Source organism: Simplicispira metamorpha (assembly GCF_004341365.1).
Lineage (GTDB): Bacteria > Pseudomonadota > Gammaproteobacteria > Burkholderiales > Burkholderiaceae_C > Simplicispira > Simplicispira metamorpha.
Map to the genome: position 1 here is coordinate 15,084 of NZ_SLXH01000036.1, position 17,410 is coordinate 32,493.

Genomic DNA, 17,410 nt, shown 5'->3' on the forward strand with positions numbered 1-17,410 from the left:
AGCATGACCTTGGCTGAACACGAGTGGATGAATGAAGTCCGCGCCCTGGTGGGCAAGGAATACGGGCGCGTTTACGCCTGGGACAAGATCAATGCCCCCATGATTCGCCAGTGGTGCGAAGTGATGGGCGTGGATGCAACCCGCTACACCGCCGAGGGTGCCGTGATTGCGCCACCGGCCATGCTGCAGGTCTGGTGCATGGAAGGGCCGGTGGCCAACAACTACCCGCCCGGCTCGACCACCGAGAACCCCTACGAAGCCCTCAAGCTGCTGGAGGCCCAGGGCATGGCGTCGGTGGTGGCGGTGAACTCCGAGCTGACTTTTGGCCGCGATGTGCGCGAGGGCGAGCGGCTGTACTACACAACACGCCTGGACTCCATCAGCCCCGAAAAAACCACGGCGCTGGGCACCGGCTACTTCGTCACGCTGGTAATGGCGTTTTTCTCCGAGCAGCCCCAGGGCGACGAAGAAGTGGGCCAGCTGCTGTTTCGCGTGTTCAAGTTCCGCCCCGCCAACCCGGTCAAGCCGGCGACTGACAAGCCTGCGGCCCCGGTGGCCGCCAAGCGCCCGCTGCCCGGCATCAGCGATGACACGCGCTTTTTCTGGGACGGCGCGCGCGCTGGCAAGCTGCTCATCCAGCGCTGCAAGGGCTGCGGCGAGCTGCGCCACCCGCCCGGCCCGGTGTGCCCCAGCTGCCATTCATTTGAATGGGACACCGTAGAAGCTTCGGGGCGCGGCACGGTGTATTCGTTCGTCGTCATGCACTACCCCGAGGTACCGCCGTTCGACCACCTCAACCCGATCGTTCTGGTGGAGCTGGAAGAGGGCACGCGGCTGATTTCGCAGATCGTGGGCATCCAGCCGGGCGAGGTGCGGATCGGCCAGGCCGTGCAGGTCGAGTTCAACAGTTTCAACGATGGCGAACTGGTGCTGCCGCAGTTCCGTCCGGTGGCCGCTGCGGCCCAAGGAGTGGCCGCATGAACTTCCAACTGAGTGAAGACCAGCGCGCGTTTGCCGACATGGCCAGCGGCCTGTTTGCCGACTACTGCGGCGATGAGCAACTGCGCGAGCACGACGCCTCGGGCGCGCCGTTCATGCAGGCGCTGTGGCAGCAATGCGTGGCTGCGGGCCTGCACACCATCCTGGTGCCCGAGGCCCAGGGTGGCCTGGGTCTGGGCATGACCGAGCTGATGGCCGTTCTGGAGCAGCAAGGCCGCGCACTGGCGCTGGTGCCGCTGTGGGAAACGCAACTGGCCGTGGCCGCGCTGGCCCGGTTTGCCCCGGCGGCGTTGCCGCAGGTGCTGGACGAGGCGCTGTCGGGCGGGGCACCGCTGGCGCTGTCGCTGGCGGGGCTGGCGCAATCGCGCGGCCCCTCGCTGCACCTGGAGCACACCGAGGGCGGCTGGACGCTGCGCGGCCAGGCCCACGCCGTGCCGCTGGGCGGCCAGGCCCGCCATGCGCTGCTGCCAGCGCAGGCCAGCGACGGCCTGCGCCTGGTGCTGGTGGACTTGGCACAGAGCGGCGTGCAGCGCACCGAGGGCACCAGCCAGCACCACCAGGGGGTGGCCGACCTGGCCTTTGACGCCATCACGCTGTCCGCCGACAACGTGCTGCCCGTGGCCGCCACGGCCTGGACAGAGCAGCGCGCCATCGCCTGCCTGGCCGCGCTGCAACTGGGCGTGACGCAAGAGCAACTGCGCCGCACCGTCGAATACGTGAGCGAGCGCCAGCAGTTTGGCCGCGCCATTGGCAGCTTTCAGCTGGTGGCGGGCCAGATGGCCGATGGCTACATCGCCACCGAGGCCCTGCGCACATCGGTGTGGCAGCTGGTGTACCGGCTGGACGCCCGCCTGGGCGCCGCGCCGCAGGCCTTTGCCACGCGCACGCTGGCCAACGACACCGGACACCGCACCGGCCACATGGCGCAGCACGTACACGGCGGCATTGGCGTAGACACCACCTACCCGATCCACCGCTTTCTTTTCTGGAGCCGCGCGCTCGGCACTGCGCTGGGCGGCACCGAACACCACCTGGCCCGGCTGGGCGACTGGCTGGCCGACAACGACACATTGGGATGGAAATATGACGCTGCCGAAGACAACACCCCCGAGGAGGCCCGCCATGGCGCAGTTTGACGACATTCAGCCCGGCGCAGAGCTGCCCGCGCTGACCGTCCCGGTGACGGTGGCGCTGGTGACCGGCGGCGCCATTGCCACGCGCGACTACTTTCCGGGCCACCACGACCTGGAGGCCGCGCGCGCACTGGGCTCGCCGCACATCTTCATGAACATCCTCACCACCAACGGGCTGGTGCAGCGCTTCGTCGAAGACTGGGCAGGCCCGCAGGCCCGGTTGTGCGATCTGAAGATCAAGCTGGGCATGCCCAACTACCCCGGCGACACGATGACGCTGACCGGCGCCGTGACCGACAAGCGTGCCTCTGACCGCACGGTCGAAGTCACGCTCAAGGGCGCCAACTCCATGGGCAACCACGTCACCGGCACGGTGCGCGTGTGCCTGCCTTGATGCCGCACTGCCAGGAGCACCCCCTTCCATGAACGATTTTTCTATTTCCGGTCGCGCCTCCATCGTGGGTTTGGGCGCCACTGAATTCTCCAAAAACTCCGGTCGCACCGAAATACGGCTGGCGATGGAAGCCACGCTGGCGGCGCTGGCCGACGCGGGCATCGACCCCAGCGAGGTGGACGGCTTTTCGTCGTACACCATCGACAAGGTGCCCGAGTACGAAATCGCCCGCCTGCTGGGCGCCAACAACGTCAAGTTCTTCTCGCAAGTGCCGCATGGCGGCGGCGCGGCCTGCGCGCCGATCCTGCACGCCGCCATGGCAGTGGCCACCGGCATCGCCAAGACGGTGGTGGTGTACCGCGCCATGAACGAGCGCAGCTGGTACCGCTTTGGCAACGGCAACTACGGCTTTGGCTCCTCGCCGATTGTCGAGAACGTCAACTACGGCTGGTACATGCCTTATGGCTTTCACACGCCCGCAGCCTGGGTCGGCATGTTCGCCCAGCGCTACATGCACACCTACGGCGCCACCAGCGAGGACTTTGGCCGCGTGGCCGTGGCGGCGCGCGACTTTGCCGCCACCAACCCGGCTGCTTTCTTCCATGGCAAGCCGATCACGCTGCAAGAGCACCAGGCTTCGCGCTGGATCTGCGAGCCGCTGCACCTGCTGGACTGCTGCCAGGAGTCCGATGGCGCCGTTGCCATGGTGATCACGTCCAGCGAGCGGGCACGCGACCTCCTGCAAAAGCCGGTGGTCATCAAGGGCGCTGCCCAGGGCCTGAGCGACGGCCAGCAGATCATGACCTCCTACTTTCGCAAGGACATCACTGGCCTGCCGGAGATGGGCCTGGTCGCCCAGCAGCTCTGGCAGCAAAGCGGCCTGAGCGCCCAAGACATCCAGACGGCGGTGATCTACGACCACTTCACCCCCTTCGTGCTGCCGCAGCTGGAGGAGTTCGGCTTTTGCAAGCGCGGCGAAGCGAAGGACTTCGTGCGTGCCGGCGAGCACGCACGCGGCGGCAAGCTGCCCATCAACACCCACGGCGGCCAGCTGGGCGAGGCCTACATCCACGGCATGAACGGCGTGGCCGAGGCGGTGCGCCAGGTGCGCGGCAGCGCTGCCAACCAGGTGGACAACGTACACAACGTGCTGGTGACAGCGGGCACCGGCGTGCCCACCAGCGGCCTGATTCTGGGCGACGCCTGACGCCAGGCAAGGAGACCACAGCATGTTCATTGACCTGACCCCCGAGCAACACCGCCTGCGCTTGCAGGTGCGCGACTACTTCAACACGCTGATGACGCCCGAGCTGCGCCTGGAGCTGCGCGGCGCCGAAGGCGGCGACACCTACCGCAACACCATCCGCCAGATGGGGCGCGACGGCTGGCTGGCCGTGGGCTGGCCCAAGGAGCACGGCGGCCAGGGCCTGAGCGCTACCGAGCAGCTGATCTTTTTTGAAGAAGCCAACATTGCCGGTGCGCCGCTGCCCTTCGTGACCATCAGCACCGTCGGGCCCGCCCTGATGGAAAACGGCACGCAGGCGCAAAAAGAGCGCTTCCTGCCCGGCATCGCCGCAGGCGAGATCATTTTCGCCATCGGTTATTCCGAGCAGCAGGCCGGCTCTGACCTGGCCACGCTCAAGACGCAGGCCCGGCTGGAGGGCGACTTGCAGACCGGCCAATTCATCGTCAACGGCGCCAAGCTGTGGACGTCGGGCATCGAGTCGGCCGACCATGTCTGGCTGGCGGCGCGCACCAGCCCCGAGCTGGCGCGCCACAAAGGCATCTCCATCCTGATTCTGGATACCGATGCGCCGGGTTTTTCGCACACGCTGATCCAGACCGTGGGCAACTTCACGGCGGCCACCTACTACGACAACGTGGCCGTGCCCGCCGACCGCCTGGTGGGCGAGTTGCATGGCGGCTGGAAGCTCATCACCGCCCAGCTCAACCACGAGCGCTTGGGCCTGGGGTCGTGGTCGGACAAGGTGTTTGGCCCGTTTGGCCGGGTGCTGCAATGGGCCAAGGCGCGCGATGAGCAGGGCCACCGCGCGGTGGACCAGCCCTGGGTGCGGCGCGCACTGGCCGAGTGCTATGCCCGCATGGAGGCCATGCGCCTCATCAACTTCCGCATCGCCGCCGACCTGGAAGCCGGCGGCATGGACGTGGCCCTGGCCTCGACCACCAAGGTCTATGGCTCCGAAGGCGTGCTGGAGATATTGCGCCGGCTGATGGACATCGTCGGCGCCAGCGCGCTGGTGCGTGCGGGCTCCAGCGCGGCGCTGCTGATGGGCGAGCTGGAGTACGAAATCCGGGCCAGCACCATCAACACCTTTGGTGGCGGCACCAACGAACTGCAGCGCGAGCTGATTGCCCAGTTCGGCTTGAAGATGCCGCGCCCGGCGCGCTGAAGTCCATCCGCTCAGATACACCACAACGACACTCGGGAGACAGCGTGAAAACAGCCCCCATCGTGCCGCGCGAAGTGACGCAGGCCAAGCTTGACCATCGGACACGGGCGGGCCAGCGCCACCGTGCATCACAGACCTACACGGTGGCCGAGCGCGTCGAGGAAAGCGCGGTGCGCTTTGCCACGCGGCCCTGCATTTTGTATGGCGACATGCGCTACGACTACGCCGCCACCAACCGGCGCGCCAACCAGGTCGCCCACGCGGCGCACGCGCTGGGCGTGCGCTGCAACGACGTGGTGGCGCTGTGCATGGAAAACCGCCCGGCCTTCCTGTTTGCCTGGCTGGGCCTGGCCAAGGTGGGCGCCCGGGTGGTGTTTCTCAATACCAACGTCAGCGGCAAGGCCCTGGCGCATGCGCTGCAGGCCACGGGCGCCACGCACGTGGTGGTAGGCGAGGAGTGCCTGGGCCTGTTGGCCGCCACCGAGCTGCCGCCGGGCCTGTGCTACTGGCTCTGGCCGGACGCCGAGCGGCCCGCGTCCGCCGCGCTGCGCGCGCGCTGTAGCGTGGACCTGGAGCAGGCCGCCGGCCAGGCGCCAGAGCACAACCCGCCTGCCGAGTGGCGCAGCGCCCTGGTGGCGGGCGACCCGGCGCTCTACATCTTCACGTCCGGCACCACCGGCCTGCCCAAGGCCGCCGTCATCAGCCATGCCCGCTGGCTCATCACCGGCGACGTGATGCAGGCCACCATGGACGTGCAGGCGCACGACTGCTTCTATGTTTTCTTGCCGCTCTACCACGGCGCCGCTTCGCTGTCGGCCGGGGCCACGGCATTCGTCTCGGGTGCCAGCCTGCTGCTGCGGCGCAAGTTCAGCCGCAGCGAGTTCTGGGCCGATGTGCGCCGCCACCACGTGACGATCTGCCAGTACGTCGGCGAGATCTGCCGCTTCCTGCTGACCGCAGCACCGCAGACCGACGACCACGCGCACCCGCTGCGCAAGATGGTGGGCGCGGGCATGGCGCCTGAAGTCTGGGAGCAGTGGGTGCGGCGTTTTGGCGACCAGTTCCAGATCTACGAAGGCTGGGGCTCGACCGAGGCCAACACCAACACCATCAACCTGGACAACCGCATCGGTTCCTGTGGCCGCGTGCCGTTCTGGGAAAAAACCAACCTGCGCCTGGTGCGCTACGACATCGACACCGACACCCACCCGCGCGATGAAAACGGCTTCCTGCAGCTGTGCGAGGTGGGTGAGGTGGGGGAGGCCATTGGCATGATCATCGACATCCCCGACGTCGTGGGCGGGCGTTTTGAGGGCTACACCTCGCCCGAGGCGACAGAAAAGAAAATCCTGCGCAACGTCTTTCGCCCAGGCGATGCCTGGTGGTCGTCGGGCGACCTGCTGCGCGTGGATGCCGACGGGTATTGCTGGTTTGTCGACCGGATTGGTGACACCTTCCGCTGGAACAGCGAAAACGTCTCGACCACCGAGGTGGCCGACGCCCTGGGCGACTTTCCGGGGCTGGACGCCATCACCGTCTATGGCGTGAAGGTGCCCGGTGCCGAAGGCCGCGCCGGCATGGCGGCGCTGGTACTGCAGCCGGGTGCGCCATTCGATCCGGCGGCGTTCTGGGCCTTTGCCCTGGCGCGCCTGCCGCGCTACGCCGCACCGCTGTACCTGCGCCTGGCCCCCACCACGGACATGACCGGCAACTACAAGCTGCGCAAGGTCGATTTGCAGCGCCAGGGCTACGACACGGCGCAGGTCGCAGACCCTTTGTTCGTACGCGATGACGCCGCCAAGACCTATGTGCCGCTCCATGCCGCGGTACCGGCGCAAAAGGTGCTGGCATGACGCGGCTGAGCGCCCGCGCGGTGCAGGACTATCCCTTCAGCGCGCCCGACTGCGACGGCTCGGTGGTCGAAGTGGCGCCAGGCATCCTGTGGGCGCGCATGCCCATGCCGATGGCGCTGGACCACATCAACGTCTACCTGCTGCGCGGTGACGACGGCTGGACGCTGATCGACACCGGCCTGAACACGCCAGCCGCCCGCGACTGCTGGGAGCACATTGCTTCCACGCACCTGCAGGGCCTGCCCATCGTGCGCCTGGTGTGCACGCACATGCACTACGACCATGCGGGCCTGTCCCATTGGCTGTGCGAACGCTTTGGCATTCCGCTGTACATGACGCACGGCGAATACTTCATGATGCGCACGCTGGCCGAGCCGGTGCCCGACCCGCTGCCGAGTGACCAGGCTGTGTTCTATGCGCGCTCGGGCATGCCGCCCGAGCGCACCGAACGCATGTGGAAAGCCATGCGCGCCGACCCCTTCATGCCGCCGCAGCCGCAGTCGTTTCACCGGCTGCGCGGCGGCGACGACATCACGCTGGGCTCGCGCACCTGGCGCGTGGTCATCGGCGAAGGCCATTCGCCCGAGCACGCCTGCCTGTACTGCGCGCAGGACGAGATCCTGATCGCTGGCGACCAGTTGCTGCCGCGCATTAGCTCCAATGTGCTGGTCACCAGCATCGAGCCCGAGGCCAACCCGCTGCAACTGTGGCTGGAGTCGCTCACGCGGCTGGAGCGGCTGGCGCCCGGCACGCTGGTGCTGCCCTCGCACGAGCGGGTGTTTCGCGGCCTGCACCCCCGCACGCAGGAACTGCGCGAACACCACGGCCAGCAGCTGGGCCAGTTGCGTGACCATCTGGCCGAGCACGGCACCTGCACCGCCTTTGACGCCATGCTGTGCCTGTTTCCGCGCCTGCGCACCCCCGTGGACGACATGCTGGCGCTGGGCGAGACCATTGCCCACCTGTCCTGGCTGCGCTACAGCGGTGTGCTGCGGCGCGTGCTGGACGAAGATGGCATCTACCGCTTTGCGCTGACCGACCCGGCAGCAGCCACGCCACCAGAAACCCCAGAGCCATCCGAAGAGGCAGACATTTCTTATGCAAGACACTGACACATTCCGCGCCGACACCCGGGCCTGGCTGCAGGCCAACTGCCCCGAGTCCATGCGCCAGCCGATCACGCCCGATGAGATGGTGTGGAGCGGCTCCAGCGTCCGCTTTGGCAGCGAAGACCAGCGCCTGTGGTTCGAGCGCATGCGCGACCGGGGCTGGTTTGCGCCCGGCTGGCCCGCCGCGCTGGGCGGTGGCGGCCTGACGCCCCGGCAAGCCCGCATCGTCGAAGAAGAAATGCTGCGCCTGGGTTGCCGCCAGCCACAGTTCAACCTGGGCGTGTGGATGCTCGGGCCGGTGCTGCTGGAGCTGGGCACCGAAGCGCAAAAACAAGAACATTTGGTGCCGATGATGCAGGGGCGCGCCCGCTGGTGCCAGGGCTTCAGCGAGCCCAATGCGGGCTCTGACCTGGCCAGCCTTAAGACCGCCGCGCGCATCGAGGACAACGGCGACTTCGTCATCAACGGCTCGAAAATCTGGACGTCTTACGGCGACGCCGCCGACTGGATGTACGCCCTGGTGCGCACCGACCCCACGGCGCGCAAGCAAGAGGGCATCAGCTTCGTGCTGATTGACATGAAGAGCCCTGGCATCACCGTCAAGCCCATCGAGCTGATCAGCGGCAAATCCAGCTTTTGCGAGGTGTTCTTTGACGAGGTGCGGGTGCCTGCGCGCCAGCTGGTCGGCCCGCTGCATGGCGGCTGGACGGTGGCCAAGAAGCTGCTGCAACACGAGCGCGCCGCCATGTCCAAGTTCAGCGAAGGCTCGGCGCCCTCGCACGATGCGCTGGCCGTGGCACGGCCTTATTTGTTTGATGCAGACGGCACGCTGCTGGAGCCGGTGTGGCGCGACCGCCTGGCCGCGCTGTTGATGGATTCGCAGGCCTTTGGCCTGACGCACCAGCGCGTGCTGGAGCAGGCCATGGCACGCATGGACGTGAGCGGGCCGTCCTCGATCATGAAGCTGGTGCAGACCGAGCAGGAAGTGGCCAAGTACGAGCTGCTGATGCAGGTCATGGGCCAGCGCGGCCTGAGCTGGGAGGGCGACGAGTTCAGCAGCCAGGAGCACGACATTGGCCGCCTGTGGCTGCTGTCCAAAACCTACACCATTGCGGGCGGCAGCAGCGAAGTGCAGCTCAACATCATTGCCAAGCGCGTGCTGGGCCTGCCGGGCTGATGCCTTGCCACCCCCGCGCAGACGACACAACACACGGAGACGCAGCATGGTTTTTTTGCTGAACGATGAACAACGGCAGCTGGCCGACAGCGCCACGGAATTTTTGAACGCCCAGTCGCCCATTGCCTTGCAGCGGCGCCTGCGCGATACCCGCGCGCCCCTGGGCTATGAGCCCACGCTGTGGCAGCAGGTGGTAGAGCTGGGCTGGCCCGCCGCCGTATTCCCGGAGGAAGACGGCGGCCTGGGCGTGGGCTACCAGGGCCTGGGCGCCGTCTTTGAGGCCATGGGCCGCACCGTGGCGGCGCTGCCGCTGTTGTCCTCGGTGGTGCTGTGCGGCGAGCTGCTGCTGGCCGCGGGCACCCAGGCGCAGCGCCAGCGCTGGTTGCCCGGCCTGATCGATGGCCAGCAGCGCCTGGCGCTGGCACTGGACGAGCAGGGCCGCCACCACCCCGAGCGCATCCGCACGCAGGCGCGGCGCAGCGCCAGCGGCGGCTGGGTGCTGGACGGCGAGAAGTGGTTTGTCATCGACGGCATCGGCGCGGCCTGGCTCGTCGTGGTGGCGCAGACCATCGGGGCCGAAGGGCAGGGCGAGGGCCTGGGCCTGTTCATGGTCGAAGCCACGCAGCCCGGTGTGGCGCTGCAACCTACGCTGCTGGCCGATAGCCGCAACCACGCCCGCATCACGCTGACGGGCGTGCAGGTGGCCGACGACCTGCGCCTGCCCGCCACGGCAGGCGCATTGCAGGCGCTGGACGCCGCCCTGGACCGCGCCCGCATCTGCCTGGCCGCCGAGGGCCTGGGCCTGCTGCGCGAGGCCTTCGAGCGCACCTTGTCGTACCTGAAGGAGCGGGTGCAATTCGAGGTGCCGATTGGTTCCTTCCAGGCCTTGCAGCACCGCATGGCACGCCTCTACACGGAACTGGAAATGCTGGAGAGCTGCGTGCGCGCCGCGCTGGCCGCCATCGACGCGGGCGAGCCCGGGCTGGCGCTGCTGGCCAGTCTGGCCAAGGCCCGGGCCTCCGACCTGTGTGAAAAGGTCACCAACGAGGCTATCCAGCTGCATGGCGGCATCGGCGTGACAGATGAGTTTGACCTGGGCCTGATCGTCAAGCGCGCACGCGTGCTCCAGCACAGCCTGGGCGACGGGGTGTTTCACCGCGACCGCTATGCTCGCCTGCAAGGATTCTGAACATGAACGCTGCTGCCTCTTCTGTCCCTTCCACCCCCATGACCGCCCCCGCCACTGCTGCCACCTCTGCCGACGCGCAAGACCTGCTGGCGCTGGCTGCCCGTTGCCGCAGCCAACTGACCGCGCCCGGCGCGCCCTTTGAGCTGATCGATCTGGACATCAACGGCCAGACCGTGCCCGCCTACCGCCACGCCCAGCCCACGCTGGCAGCGCTGATCGACGCTGGCCGCGCCCACGCGGCGCGCGAGTTCATGGTCTATGAAAACGACCGCTGGACGTTTGAGCGCTTTTACCAGGCGGTCGATGCCCTGGCCGGGCGCTTGCAGACCGACTACGGCGTGGCCGCTGGCGAGCGCATCGCCATCGCCATGCGCAACCGCCCCGAGTGGGCCGTGGCATTTGCGGCAGCAGCCCTGGTGGGCGCCGTGCCCGCACCCCTGAACAGCTTTGGCCTGCACGATGAGTTGCTGGCCGGCCTGCGCGACGTGCAACCGCGCTGGCTGCTGTGCGACGCCGAGCGCTTTGCGCATGTCAAGGACGACCTGGCCGCGCTGCACTGCCGCGCTGCGGTGGTCGATGGCGCGCCCGGCCAGGGCCATGCCGACTGGGCGGCGCTGACCGCACCCGGCGCGCCCGCCGTGCAGCCGCCCGCGCTGGCGCCGGACGACGATGCACTCATCCTGTTCACCTCGGGCGCCAGTAGCCAGGCCAAGGGCGTGCTCTCCACCCAGCGCGCGGTGTGCCAGGCGCTGTACAACATTGATTACATCGGCGCGATTTCCGCCATGACCTCGCCCGACATGATCGCCGCCATGATGGCGCGCGGCTTGCAGCCCACCACGCTGACGGCCGTGCCGCTGTTCCATGTCAGTGGCCTGCACGCGCAGTTGCTGGCATCGCTGCGCCATGGCCGCAGGCTGGTGTTCATGCGGCGCTGGAATCCGGCGCAGGCGTTGCAGCTCATCCAGACCGAAAAAATCACCCAGTTCAACGGCGCGCCCTCGATGGTGATGCAGTTGCTGGCCGAGCCCGGTTTTGACGACCCTGCCATCACCGGCAGCCTGGGCGGCGTGGGCTTTGGCGGCGCGGGCCTGCCCCAGCGCCTGATCGACGACGTGCTGGGCCGGCGTGGCGACTCCATGTCGGGCATCGGCTTTGGCCTGACCGAAACCAACGGCGTGGGCGCGGCTGCGTCAGGCCGCCTGTTCCAGTTGCGGCCGCACGCCTCGGGCCTGATTTCGCCCATCATCGAGCTGCGCGTGGCGGAGTTTGACGGCACGCCCTTGCCCACGGGCGAGTCGGGCGAGCTGTGGCTGCGCGGCGTCACCGTGATGAAGGAATACTGCGCCCAGCCCGATGCCACGGCGCGCGCGCTGGACGGCGGCTGGTTTCGCTCCGGCGATATCGGCATGGTGGATGCAGAAGGGTTTGTGCGCATCGTCGATCGCATCAAGGACGTGATCAACCGTGCGGGCGAAAAAATCGCCGCCGCTGAAATCGAATCGTGCCTGCTACAGCACCCGGCGCTGGTCGAGGCGGCCGTGTTTGCCCAGCCCGACGACCAGACCGGCGAAGCCGTGGTGGCCGTGGTGGTGCTGGCGCCCGGCGAGGTGCTGAGTGCGCAGGAAGTGCAGGCGCATGTGGCTGCGCGCCTGGCCGCCTACAAGGTGCCCCAGCAGGTGCATGTGCGCCACGACAGCCTGCCGCGCAACCCGGCCGGAAAAATGCTGAAAACCGTGCTCAAGCGCGAATACGCCAGCGCCTGAACCGCACGCTGCCCCGCAGCGGTGTGCCGCGCGGCAAGGCCCGATTCGGCTCTGGCTGCCACACAGCCCCCGTGTCAGGGGTTGTGGATTAGGCATCAAAAAGGCTTCAAGCGCTTGCTGGATAAGCGCAAGCAGCTATCTTTTATATAGCAATTGATTCCTCTGCGGGAGCTGCGTTGCAGCGCCCGCTTTGGTGCGTCTGCACGGCGCAGGCTCCGGGTCGGCCCCTAGTCTTATCAGACGATGGAGAGAACACAGCGGGGTTGAACAATTCCCCCCGGAAGGATAGGGAGGAGCAGTTCTGACCCGTTCGCCACAGACCACCACCACGCACCGTGTAGCGATTCGGATCGCCACCCTTTTGACAGAGATGCAAGGAGACTTCAATGAAAGCAACGATGACCGCCATTCCCCTGGCCGTGGGCCTGCTGATGGCAGGCGCTGCCCTGGCCAAGGTGCCCGCCGCCGAGGCCGACAAGCTGGGCAAGGAGCTGACCTGCGTCGGCGCTGAAAAAGCGGGCAGCAAGGACGGCGTGCCCGAGTTCACCGGCAAATGGCTGGGTACGCCACCGGGCGTGCAGTACACGCCCCACGTCGGCCAGCACCCCGTGGACCCGTACCCCAACGAAAAACCCGTGCTCACCATCACGGCAGAAAACCAGGCGCAGTACGCAGCCAAGCTCTCCGATGGCCAGAAAGCCCTGTTCGCCAAGTTTCCCAAGACCTTCCGCATGGACATCTACCCGGGGCACCGCGATTTCCGCTACCCCGATAGCGTCTGCGAATCCGCCAAAAAGAACGCACTCAATGCCGAAATCGCCGACGGTGGCCTGAGCATCAAGGGCGCGGTCAAGGGCGCCCTGCCGTTTCCTATCCCCAAGGACGGCCACGAAGCCCTGATGAACAACATGTTCCCCAGCCGCGCCTTCAATGAAAACAAGGTGGCTGACATTGCCAACGTGCTGTCGGATGGCACCATTTCCTGGGGCCGCCAGCGCAACACCAACCTGGACTACGGCAACCTGCCAGACCAAATCGGCAAACCCCTCGAAGGCTTGATGGCCAACAGCGTGAATGCAACGCTGCTGCCCGAGCGCGAAAAAGGCAGCGTCAGCGTGTCTGCCGAGCCAGTCAACTTTGCCAAGGACAAGCGCCTGGCCTGGAACTACGACCCCGGCACACGCCGCGTGCGCCAACTGCCCGAGTACGGCTTTGACCAGCCCCTGGGCGGCACCGGCGGCAAGATGACCATCGACTCCGACCGCCTGTTCAACGGCTCGCCCGAGCGCTACAACTGGAAGCTGCTGGGCAAGCGCGAGATGTACATCCCCGCCAACGGCTACAAGCTGCACAGCAAGACCGTCAAGTACGCCGACCTGGTCAAGCCCGGCGTGCCCAATCCCGACTACATCCGCTGGGAGCTGCGCCGCGTCTGGGCCGTGGAAGGCTCGCTCAAAGACAACTACCGCCACCTGTACGGCAAGCGCGTGCTGTTCCTGGACGAGGACACGGGCCACGCGGTGATGTCCGACCTGTACGACGCGCGCGGCTCGCTGTGGCAGTACGCCTACATCAACTACTACTACGCCTTCGACACCAAGGCGTGGCAGGCTGGCAATGCGTTTTTCTTTGACCTCAACTCGGGTGGCTACGTGGCCTACAACCTGTTCCAGGAGCGCCCCACCGGCCCCGTGCTGAACAAGGGCGACCTCAAGCCTTCCATGTTTACCCCCGAAGCTGCCCGCAACATGGGTAACTGAGCACCACCAAGCCATCCAGAGGTCAAGAGGAGACTTTTCCCATGTACAACAAAGCACCCCGTAAAAACATTACGCCCATCGCCCTGGCAGCCGCCTTGTTGTGCGGTGCAGGCGCAGCCAGCGCAGGCGAGCCCATCGAGTTCGGTGATGGCTACAAGTTCGACTGGCGCGTGAACACCAACTACACGCTGTCCCAGCGCGTCAAGAGCCAAGACCCCATCCTGGCGGGCAGTGCCGCCAGCAACGACGGCAACAACAACTTCAACAAGCACGCGCTGACGGCCAACCGCTTTTCGGCGCTGTTTGAGGGCAAGCTGTCCAAGGGCGAGAGCGGCTTTGTGCTCTCGGGCAGCACGTTCTATGACGATGTGTACCACCGCGACAACGACAACACCGGCAACCGCATCAGCAAGCCCGGGCCAGTCAACCAGTTCACTGCCGAGGCCAAGCGCTTTCACGGGGGCTACAGCCGCATCCTGGATGCTTATGCCTACACCTCGTTTGATTTTGGCGACTCCAGCCGCGCCACGATCCGCGTCGGGCGCCAGGCCGTCAACTGGGGCGAAGCGGTGTACTTCCCCAACATCGCCCAGGCGCAAGGCCCGTTTGACGGCACCAAGACCGGCGTGCCCGGCACGGAAACCAAGGACGTGATCCTGCCCGAAGACCAGATTGCCGCTTCGATCGAAATCACCCCCCGCTGGACGATGCTGGGCCAGGTGCAGTTTGGTTTTCACGAAACCATTGCGCCCGCACCGGGCTCGTTCCTGAACACCTCCGACGGCGTCGGCCCTGGCGGCACCTGCATCGGCGTGTACAGCGGCAACAACTGCATGGGCTTTGGGCGCGGTGCCGACATCAAGCCGGGCAAAACCGGGCAATGGGGTATTGGTACGCGCTACCGCGTGACCGACCAGACCGAAGCCGGTCTGTACTACCTCAACTACAACGACCGCACACCGCTGCCCATCATGCAGCCCCGGCCACCGACCTTTGCGGTGGGCTCCTACCAGGTGCGGTACTTTGACAACGTCAAGCTGCTGGGCGGCACGGTCAGCACCACGTTTGGCAACACCACCGCCTACAGCGAGTTGACCCACCGCAAGGGCGTGCCGATTCTGATCGGGCCGTTTGCCACGCCCACGCGGGCCAACGCCACACAGCTCAACGTGGGCACGTTCACCAACCTGGGTCGCTCGGCCCTGGCCGATCAGGTGCAGTTGCTGGGTGAAATCTCCGCCATCAAATACAGCGGCTACGACGGCCCCAAGAGCAATCTGAACTTCAAGACCGACTCGGGTCTGGCCTTCTCTGGCACGCTGGTGCTGGGCTACCCCGGCATCTTTGAAGGCTGGGACTTGACGGTGCCCATCAGCTATTCGCAGCAGTTGAGCGGCCGCACGCTGCTGGGCGGCGTCGGTGGCAAGGGCGACAAGCGCTACAGCATCGGCGCCTCGTTTGTCCACCGTGGCAACCTGTCGGTGGGCGTGACGTACCTGGGTTACGCCGGTGGCGCATCGCTGGATGCGACCAGCAACCGCCTGCTGGCCGACCGCGATCAACTGTCGCTGAACATGAAGTACTCGTTCTGAGCCTCGGTGGATAGACCATGAAAAAACCCGGTGCAAACCGGGTTTTTTTGTGTCTGTCGTGCTGAAGAAGCAGAGGCGGTGTGGCTGTGATTTGCTATTTTTACTATAGCTGGTAGCGCGCTCTGCGCATGGCTTTGGGCCGTAAAAGACCCAAAATCTAAGCGCCCGCCAAGCCCGCCAAGCCCGCCAAGTCGGCTGCGGTTCCGTTCAGAACTGCGTCGGGCGCGTGACGGCGTCGATGCCGCCGTCCACATAAAACTGCGCGCCGTGCACAAAGCTGGCCGCATCGCTCATCAGGAAGGCCACCACCGAGGCCATCTCGCGCGGGTCAGCGCGGCGTGCCAGCGGGGCGACAAAGTTCTGGATGGCGGCGCTGAAGCGTGGGTCTTGCAGGCCCGCCTGCAACAGCGGGGTTTCGGTGGCGCCGGGGGCCACCGTGTTCAGCCGCACACCGGCCTGGCCCCAGGCGCTGGCGCGCTTGCGCACCGCGACCGTGAGGGCATTCTTGGAGCCCGCGTAGGCCAGGTTGCCGCCCTGTTCGCCCGCGCCCATGACGATGGCGCTGGCCATGGCCTCGTCACCCGATTCCAGTGCCTGGGCCAGCGGGTTTTTCTCCCAGGGCAGCATGGCCGAGGCCACGGATGAGATCACCACCGCTGCGGGCTTGTGGCCTTTTTGCAGCGCGGGCAGCAAGCCGTCCAGCAGCTCCACGGCGCCAAAGTAATTGACCGAGGTGACCAGCGACGCGGGCTGCGTCTGCCCGCCCAGGCCCGCGCACAGCACCAGGCCGTCGAGCGTGTCGTTGCTGCGCTCCAGCGCCTGCGCCACGATGGCCTGGCGGCCCGCCGCCGTGGATAGGTCGCCGGTGATGTCGGCGTTGCGCAAGTCCACGCCAATGACGGTGTGGCCAGCGGCTTGCAGCGCCTGCACGGTGGCAGCGCCAATACCGGACGCGGAGCCGGTGACAAGGGTAAGGGGCATGGCTGGGTTCTTTCAGAAAGGAAGGGGTGGGGCAGGGGAGTGCGGCGCAGGCGTTACAGCGCCCGTACCAGTTCAGGGATGGCGACGAACAAGTCCGCCTCCAGCCCATAGTCGGCCACGCTGAAGATCGGCGCCTCGGGGTCTTTGTTGATCGCCACGATGACCTTGCTGTCTTTCATGCCTGCCAAATGCTGGATGGCGCCCGAGATGCCCGCAGCCACGTACAGCTGCGGCGCCACGATCTTGCCTGTCTGGCCCACTTGCCAGTCGTTGGGGGCGTAGCCCGCATCGACCGCTGCGCGGCTGGCACCCAGTGCGGCGCCCAGCTTGTCGGCCAGCGGGGTCATGACTTCGTCGAACTTCTCTTTGCTGCCCAGCGCCCGGCCACCCGAGACGATGATCTTGGCCGCGGTGAGTTCAGGGCGGTCGCTCTTGGCGATTTCGCTGCCCTGGAAGCTGCTTTGTCCGGCGTCGGCCACAGCCGCTACGCTTTCGATAGCTGCTGGCGCTTGTCCGGCGCTGGCTGCAGCGTCAAAACCCGTAGAACGCACGGTGATGACCTTGGTGGCATCCTGGCTTTGCACGGTGGCGATGGCGTTGCCGGCGTAGATGGGGCGCTCGAAGGTGTCGGCGCTCACGACTTTGCTGATTTCGCTGATCTGCGCCACGTCGAGTAGGGCGGCAACGCGCGGGGCGACGTTCTTGCCCGCTGCCGTGGCGGCAAACAGGATGTGGCTGTAGCTGGATGCGATGGCCAGCACTTGCGCGGCCATGTTTTCGGCCAGGCCGTGGGCCAGGGCGGCGCCGTCGGCGTGCAGCACTTTGGCGACACCGGCGATTTGGGCTGCGGCTTGGGCTGCGCCTGTGGCGTTGTGGCCTGCGACCAGTACGTGGACATCGCCGCCGATGGCTGCAGCCGCCGTGACGGTGTTGAGGGTGGCGCCTTTGAGGCTGGCGTTGTCGTGTTCGGCAATAACGAGGGTGGTCATGTTCGGTTCCTCAGATCACTTTGGCTTCGTTTTTGAGTTTGTCCACCAGAGCGGCCA

The 17,410-nt window shown here is 66.5% G+C and carries 14 protein-coding genes; 12 read left to right on the forward strand and 2 right to left on the reverse strand.

Going from position 1 to position 17,410, the window contains the following annotated elements; genetic code table 11:
• Positions 1-9 precede the first annotated feature (9 nt).
• From EV674_RS15650 to EV674_RS15705, 12 genes are all read left to right on the forward strand, one after another.
• Positions 10-981 (forward strand): Zn-ribbon domain-containing OB-fold protein, encoded by a 972-nt coding sequence (locus tag EV674_RS15650; protein WP_119014493.1) that lies wholly within the window; start codon positions 10-12, stop codon positions 979-981.
• Positions 978-2,135 carry an acyl-CoA dehydrogenase family protein gene (locus EV674_RS15655; protein WP_119014481.1) on the forward strand — a complete coding sequence of 386 codons (1,158 nt, stop codon included), beginning with the start codon at positions 978-980 and terminating at the stop codon, positions 2,133-2,135. The genes EV674_RS15650 and EV674_RS15655 overlap by 4 nt, the downstream gene beginning before the upstream one ends.
• Positions 2,122-2,526: a MaoC family dehydratase gene (locus EV674_RS15660; protein WP_119014480.1), complete on the forward strand. Its 405-nt coding sequence runs from the start codon at positions 2,122-2,124 to the stop codon at positions 2,524-2,526. The genes EV674_RS15655 and EV674_RS15660 overlap by 14 nt, the downstream gene beginning before the upstream one ends.
• A 28-nt stretch (positions 2,527-2,554) precedes the next feature.
• Positions 2,555-3,733 carry a lipid-transfer protein gene (locus EV674_RS15665; RefSeq protein ID WP_119014479.1) on the forward strand — a complete coding sequence of 393 codons (1,179 nt, stop codon included), beginning with the start codon at positions 2,555-2,557 and terminating at the stop codon, positions 3,731-3,733.
• 22 nt (positions 3,734-3,755) lie between these two features.
• Positions 3,756-4,937: an acyl-CoA dehydrogenase family protein gene (locus EV674_RS15670; protein ID WP_119014478.1), complete on the forward strand. Its 1,182-nt coding sequence runs from the start codon at positions 3,756-3,758 to the stop codon at positions 4,935-4,937.
• 44 nt (positions 4,938-4,981) lie between these two features.
• Entirely contained in the window at positions 4,982-6,790 is a 1,809-nt protein-coding gene (locus tag EV674_RS15675; RefSeq protein ID WP_119014477.1) for a long-chain-acyl-CoA synthetase, read from the forward strand.
• A complete protein-coding gene (locus EV674_RS15680) occupies positions 6,787-7,902 on the forward strand; it encodes an MBL fold metallo-hydrolase (RefSeq protein WP_119014476.1) in 1,116 nt (371 codons plus the stop codon). Before EV674_RS15675 ends, EV674_RS15680 begins: the two co-directional genes overlap by 4 nt.
• Positions 7,889-9,076 carry an acyl-CoA dehydrogenase family protein gene (locus tag EV674_RS15685; RefSeq protein ID WP_119014475.1) on the forward strand — a complete coding sequence of 396 codons (1,188 nt, stop codon included), beginning with the start codon at positions 7,889-7,891 and terminating at the stop codon, positions 9,074-9,076. The genes EV674_RS15680 and EV674_RS15685 overlap by 14 nt, the downstream gene beginning before the upstream one ends.
• A gap of 46 nt (positions 9,077-9,122) precedes the next feature.
• Entirely contained in the window at positions 9,123-10,265 is a 1,143-nt protein-coding gene (locus tag EV674_RS15690) for an acyl-CoA dehydrogenase family protein (RefSeq protein ID WP_119014474.1), read from the forward strand.
• A 2-nt stretch (positions 10,266-10,267) separates the two neighbouring features.
• Positions 10,268-12,031 (forward strand): class I adenylate-forming enzyme family protein, encoded by a 1,764-nt coding sequence (locus EV674_RS15695; protein WP_241525017.1) that lies wholly within the window; start codon positions 10,268-10,270, stop codon positions 12,029-12,031.
• 398 nt (positions 12,032-12,429) lie between these two features.
• Complete coding sequence (locus EV674_RS15700) at positions 12,430-13,791, forward strand: DUF1329 domain-containing protein (RefSeq protein ID WP_424540838.1); 1,362 nt, start codon at positions 12,430-12,432, stop codon at positions 13,789-13,791.
• 41 nt (positions 13,792-13,832) lie between these two features.
• Complete coding sequence (locus tag EV674_RS15705; RefSeq protein WP_119014471.1) at positions 13,833-15,383, forward strand: DUF1302 domain-containing protein; 1,551 nt, start codon at positions 13,833-13,835, stop codon at positions 15,381-15,383.
• Positions 15,384-15,590: 207 nt separating this feature from the next.
• Here EV674_RS15705 and EV674_RS15710 read toward each other — a convergent pair whose 3' ends face one another.
• Both EV674_RS15710 and EV674_RS15715 read right to left on the reverse strand, forming a co-directional pair.
• Positions 15,591-16,364, reverse strand: coding sequence for an SDR family oxidoreductase (locus EV674_RS15710; protein WP_119014470.1), 774 nt, complete (start codon positions 16,362-16,364; stop codon positions 15,591-15,593).
• A gap of 53 nt (positions 16,365-16,417) precedes the next feature.
• Positions 16,418-17,353: an electron transfer flavoprotein subunit alpha/FixB family protein gene (locus EV674_RS15715; protein WP_119014469.1), complete on the reverse strand. Its 936-nt coding sequence runs from the start codon at positions 17,351-17,353 to the stop codon at positions 16,418-16,420.
• Between the last annotated feature and the right edge of the window lie 57 nt (positions 17,354-17,410).

Coding starts and splice junctions, on each gene's coding strand:
- EV674_RS15695 (WP_241525017.1), top strand. CDS start 10,268: ATGAACGCTGCTGCCTCTTCTGTCCCTTCCACCCCCATGACCGCCCCC.
- EV674_RS15700 (WP_424540838.1), top strand. CDS start 12,430: ATGACCGCCATTCCCCTGGCCGTGGGCCTGCTGATGGCAGGCGCTGCC.
- EV674_RS15655 (WP_119014481.1), top strand. CDS start 978: ATGAACTTCCAACTGAGTGAAGACCAGCGCGCGTTTGCCGACATGGCC.
- EV674_RS15670 (WP_119014478.1), top strand. CDS start 3,756: ATGTTCATTGACCTGACCCCCGAGCAACACCGCCTGCGCTTGCAGGTG.
- EV674_RS15690 (WP_119014474.1), top strand. CDS start 9,123: ATGGTTTTTTTGCTGAACGATGAACAACGGCAGCTGGCCGACAGCGCC.
- EV674_RS15705 (WP_119014471.1), top strand. CDS start 13,833: ATGTACAACAAAGCACCCCGTAAAAACATTACGCCCATCGCCCTGGCA.
- EV674_RS15665 (WP_119014479.1), top strand. CDS start 2,555: ATGAACGATTTTTCTATTTCCGGTCGCGCCTCCATCGTGGGTTTGGGC.
- EV674_RS15710 (WP_119014470.1), bottom strand. CDS start 16,364: ATGCCCCTTACCCTTGTCACCGGCTCCGCGTCCGGTATTGGCGCTGCC.
- EV674_RS15685 (WP_119014475.1), top strand. CDS start 7,889: ATGCAAGACACTGACACATTCCGCGCCGACACCCGGGCCTGGCTGCAG.
- EV674_RS15660 (WP_119014480.1), top strand. CDS start 2,122: ATGGCGCAGTTTGACGACATTCAGCCCGGCGCAGAGCTGCCCGCGCTG.
- EV674_RS15715 (WP_119014469.1), bottom strand. CDS start 17,353: ATGACCACCCTCGTTATTGCCGAACACGACAACGCCAGCCTCAAAGGC.
- EV674_RS15680 (WP_119014476.1), top strand. CDS start 6,787: ATGACGCGGCTGAGCGCCCGCGCGGTGCAGGACTATCCCTTCAGCGCG.